At 35.8% G+C, this 5,118-nt stretch carries 4 protein-coding genes and 1 pseudogene; 1 reads left to right on the forward strand and 4 read right to left on the reverse strand.

Going from position 1 to position 5,118, the window contains the following annotated elements:
* From ACFIO3_RS08690 to ACFIO3_RS08700, 3 genes and pseudogenes are all read right to left on the reverse strand, one after another.
* A pseudogene (locus tag ACFIO3_RS08690) lies at positions 1 to 197 on the reverse strand (HPr kinase/phosphorylase); the annotation flags it as partial.
* A 23-nt stretch (positions 198 to 220) separates the two neighbouring features.
* On the reverse strand, positions 221 to 2,005 hold the full coding sequence (locus ACFIO3_RS08695; protein WP_375607941.1) for a stimulus-sensing domain-containing protein: 1,785 nt from the start codon (positions 2,003 to 2,005) through the stop codon (positions 221 to 223).
* A 39-nt stretch (positions 2,006 to 2,044) separates the two neighbouring features.
* Entirely contained in the window at positions 2,045 to 2,767 is a 723-nt protein-coding gene (locus ACFIO3_RS08700; protein ID WP_375607942.1) for a response regulator transcription factor, read from the reverse strand.
* Between the two features lie 385 nt (positions 2,768 to 3,152).
* Here ACFIO3_RS08700 and lysM point away from each other — a divergent pair, with 385 nt between their 5' ends.
* Positions 3,153 to 3,608: a peptidoglycan-binding protein LysM gene (lysM, locus tag ACFIO3_RS08705; protein WP_375607986.1), complete on the forward strand. Its 456-nt coding sequence runs from the start codon at positions 3,153 to 3,155 to the stop codon at positions 3,606 to 3,608.
* Positions 3,609 to 3,716: 108 nt separating this feature from the next.
* On the opposite strand, the gene ACFIO3_RS08710 is transcribed toward lysM, so the two are convergent.
* Positions 3,717 to 4,271 (reverse strand): copper chaperone PCu(A)C, encoded by a 555-nt coding sequence (locus ACFIO3_RS08710; RefSeq protein WP_375607943.1) that lies wholly within the window; start codon positions 4,269 to 4,271, stop codon positions 3,717 to 3,719.
* Between the last annotated feature and the right edge of the window lie 847 nt (positions 4,272 to 5,118).

The raw sequence follows: 5,118 nt of genomic DNA on the forward strand, positions 1-5,118 counted from the left end.
TGAAGCTTTCCATTTTCCGCACGCAACATTGTATAATCATCACTGATAAGCTTCGCTTCACGTTTTGACCACTCAGCACGGTCAAGCAAAGAAAGGGTAAGGGTTGATTTTCCTGATCCCGATGGCCCTATAATTAACAGCCCCTTTTCGCCCAGTTTAAGGCAATTTGCGTGGAGTATTTCACATTTTGTTTTCATGTCTTTTACTTTGGATAAAAGCTTTATTTAGCAAGCGGAAGTATAATAATAAAACGTGCACCGGTCTTATTCTTTCCAAGTGCGGGATCAATAATATTTTCGGCTGTAATTGTCCCATTATGGGCTTCGATGATTTGCCGACTAATAGAAAGACCAAGTCCAGAGTTTTGTCCAAAAGCATCTTCATTTGGTCGATCTGTATAAAAACGTTCAAAAATGCGTTCAATATTTTCTGAACGAATACCTGGGCCATTGTCTTCAATGGTTAAAATAAGAGTTGAAGCATGACTTTTCATAGTGATGCAAATTTTGCCACGATCACGGGGAATAAAGGAACGTGCATTTTCAAGAAGATTTGAAATCACTTGTCCTAAACGGAGTTCATGTCCCAATACAAGATAGGCTTTTCCATGAGGACGTGGAATAATATTAAGGCTTACATCAATAGTTTGTGTATTACGGTATACTTCCTGAACTGCATGAACAAGACTTTCCAGCAGCGGTGTCATATCAACGATCTCTGCGGTTTCTCGTGCAAGTTCTGCATCGAGCCGCGATGCATCAGAAATATCCGTAATCAATCGATCAAGACGACGCACATCATGTTGAATAATTTCCAGCAATTTCTCTTGTGCTTCTTCATTTTTAGCCAGAGGGAGTGTTTCAACAGCACTGCGTAGGGAGGTGAGAGGATTTTTTAATTCGTGGCTTACATCAGCAGCAAAGCGTTCAATGGCTTCAATCCGCATATAAAGCGCATTGGTCATATCACGAATAGAGGTTGAAAGGTGACCAATTTCATCTTCACGCATTGAAAAATCAGGAATTTCTACACGCTGATTATTGCCATTACGCACTCGATTAGCCGAGGCAGATAATTTACTTAATGGATGGGCAATCGTATGGGCTAAAAAGAGAGAAAGGACCAAAAGTACGCTGCCTACAACGGCAAAAACTTTAAAGATAACCAGTCTTTCACCCTTTACAATATTATCAATATCGGAGCCAGTGGTTGAAAGAAGAAGGGCTCCAACCACTGCGCGATAGCGTTGAACAGGAACGGCAACAGAAACAATTAATTGACCTTGTCTGTTGCGTCTTTTGGCGGTAGCAAGAGATCCGTTTAATGCTCGATACACTTCTGGATAAGCAATACCGCTGGTTTTTGTTTGTTCTCTATCCAGAATGATACCTTTGCCATAAAAAATACGTGAATACCATGAAGTGAAGTGATCCCACATGTTTTGTTCTGTTTTTATTGGAGGTAAATCATAGCTAAAAACTTCTCCACTAGAATAAAGAACGCGTGAATCAAGAAGGAGAGTAGCATCACGATCATAGATACGTGCTCTTGTCGTTTTAGGTGTGATGAGACGCCGTAAAAGAGGGGCAACCTGTTCAGGGTTAATGGGGAAATCCCAAGAGTCGGTTGATTGAGGGGCAGGTGTAATGCTTTCTCCAGCCTGTAATTCTAAGAGCTTTTGGGGATCAATGAGGATAGAATTTGTATCTACGGTTGCAGAAGCAGCAATAGCCCCAGCGATAATTTTTCCTTGGGTACATAGACTTTTAATTTTTGCTTCAATTAAACCATCGCGAAATTGGTTAAGGTATAAAATGCCTGTAACCAGAACGGCAAGGGCGGCAATGTTTAATATAACAATGCGGCGTGTGAGACTGGAAAAAAGCAATTGTCTGAAGAGACGTTGTGTTCGAAGATGCAAACGAGCAAACATCAGAAATGACGTTGAGGATATGCCGTTAGGAGCGGTTTTTTGTAGAGTTTCCAGTTGAGAATTGTTTGTCATCGATTTGATTGCCGTTCAAATTTTTGCGACAAAGTAGTTTTATACCTCGTGAAAACGATAACCTACACCATAAAGTGTTTCAATCATTGCAAAATCATCATCCACTTGTTTAAACTTTTTACGCAGACGTTTAATGTGACTATCAATGGTGCGATCATCTACGTAAACTTGATCACTATAGGCAGCATCCATTAAAGCATCACGACTTTTTACAACTCCTGGTCTTTGTGCTAGGGTTTGCAGAATCAAAAATTCTGTAACAGTTAAAATAACAGGTTTATCTTTCCATGTACAGGTGTGACGTTCTTGATCCATCACAAGATCTCCACGTTTAAGAGAAGAGGTGGAAGCAGTTCCTGTAGAAGGCGGTTGGTTACGTGCATTGGAACGGCGTAAAATAGCTTTCACACGTTCAATGAGAAGACGTTGAGAGAAAGGCTTCGTAATAAAATCATCAGCGCCCATTTTGAGACCAAATAATTCATCAATTTCATCATCTTTAGAGGTCAGAAAAATAACTGGGAGATCAGATTTTTGACGCAAACGGCGCAAGAGCTCCATTCCATCCATTCGGGGCATTTTAATATCAAAAATAGCCAAGTGTGGGGGGTGAAGTGTGAGACCTTTGAGTGCAGATGCTCCATCTGTATAGCTTTCAACCCGATATCCTTCTGTCTCAAGCGCAAAAGATAGAGACGTCAGAATATTGCGATCATCATCAACAAGTACAATCGTTTGCGTGATTGTTGGTGTATCTTTCATGGTTTCTTAGACCTTTCTATTGCTGTGGTAGCAAATTACCCACACTTGTTTATATGGGAGTTCACATTTTTTTTGCAAAACAAATATGATACAAATTGTAGCAAAGTAAAAACCCTTTTGTCATTACTGTAAAATCTTGTTTTGCTTTCATAATTTATAATGTTTCTACGTCTATTAAGATCCCTTCGTTTGAGAGAAAATTTTCATAAAAGCTTTTTTATCAAAGTTTAGTGCATAGTTTATTAGTGTCTTTGTCCCAGAATTGAACAGGTTTAGTTTTGATTGTTGAAGTTTAAAAAATCCGCCTATGTGTTTTAAGAGCAAAGAAAAGAATGTGGCGATATATACACAAAAATTTGTTTCTGTTACACGAAAGAAGGTCATAATGGGATTTTTTAATTTTATTAAAACTGTAGGGGAAAAGTTAGGTATTGGGGATCATGAACCAACAGAAAAAGATTTTAAGGCAGCATTTGATCATTTTCAACTCGGTACAGAAAAAGTAAATGTTCAAGTTAAAGATGGCAAAGCTATTTTAAGCGGTGAGGTTTCAGATAGAGCAACACTTGAAAAAGCACTTCTTGTTGTTGGTAATTCACAAGGTATCTCTTCTGTAGGTGTAGATCAATTAAAGGTTATAGATACGACGCCTAGAAAGACTTCTCACTTTTATGAGGTTAAATCTGGTGATAATCTTTGGAAAATTGCTGAAGAGGTTTATGGAAAAGGGCAAGGTGATAAAAACACATTTATTTTTGAAGCCAATAAGCCAATGCTAAAATCTCCCGATAAAATTTATCCTGGGCAAGTTTTGCGTATTCCTGAAATTGGCCATACTTAATTCATAAAAGGAATAATTTTGACTGATGGCATTAAACAAAACATAAGGAGCATGAAAAAATTTCACGCTCCTTATTTTTATAACATGTATGTTTATAATAAAAGGAGTTTAATGAGCAGGAATGGATTTAGAAGGTGATATCGCTTTCATAGCATTTACAGAGAAATCAACATTAATAGTTCCTGCTTTTTCAAATGTCAATTTTGCACTAATTTTATCACCTAGCTTGAATGGTTGTGAAAGTCCCATAAACATAATGTGATCACCACCAGGCTTAAGCGTAATTTCGCCATTTCCTGGAATTTCAATGCCATTGTGCATTTTTTCCATTTTCATAATATCATTAACAACTGCCATAGAGTGGATCTCTGTTGTTTTTACGCCGTTTGTTGAAATAGAAACCAAACGGTCTGGGGTATTACTATGATTAATAATGTAGAGATAACCGCTACCAATCCTTATACCTCTAGGCGTTTCTCGTGTCCAAGGATTGAGAATTTCTATGTCACCAAGTTGATATTGTTGAGCATTTGCTGGCAAAATTATAGCAGAAAAGAGAAGAGCACACACAATATTTATGATAACTTTTTTGTATGGATATTGTGCATGTATTGTATTCTTAAAGATGAGATTTATTATTTTCTTAATAATAGATGTCATCATTGATTCACCCTCCTTCATAAAATTCACATTTTAAATGTACTTTTTTATTTTAGCAGAGTTCTTATTTAAAATAAAAGAGAGAATTATTAAACTTAAATTGATTTTAATATAAAAATAGAAATCATAGAATTTCGCGATTTTAAAAGAAGACAGTAAAGTTTACAACGACAAAAAATTTCTCAATGCTTCCGTGTTTGTCTTAATAAAATTTATAATGCATCACTATTTTTTTAATATAGACAAAACAAACCGATCATATACTTTATCAAAGCTTAATATTGCGATATCTTTGTGCATTTTTATATGTTTTCAAATTTCAGAATTATACAAGTAAAAAAGCTTTTTAGGTGGATTTAGAGCACAGCTTTCAAATAGCAGTGAACAATGAGGCCATTAGAAGAGGAGTTTTTGAGAGGAGATTGATAGAGAATGTCTTTACTGATATGCGTATTTGGAAAAGCGCTGCTTAACACTATGAAAGAGTCTCGTAAAAAATAGCTTCATAAGATATGACATCTACTTTAGTTTAAGGAAGGGTTATAATATTTATGATATAAGTTATTCGCCTTTAAGCGATATTTTTAAAAAGCTTTTATGTGAGTATTTTTTATTAAAGGTGGGAGATAAAGAACAAAAGTGCAATCACTCTTTTTATTTTTTAATTTTTATAGAAAGATATATTTTTTGAGAATTGCAAAAAAAATATATTATAATCTCAAGTCTTTCATAAATATGGTATTTATAGGTCATTAGAGTGCCTATTTTAAAAGAAATTTTTTATTTTGGAGATGTTTCTCTCATTATTCTCTTGTAGCAATAAAAGCCTGTTCTTATATACGAGGCAGCA

It is taken from the genome of Bartonella sp. AD328YNZD, from assembly GCF_042196425.1.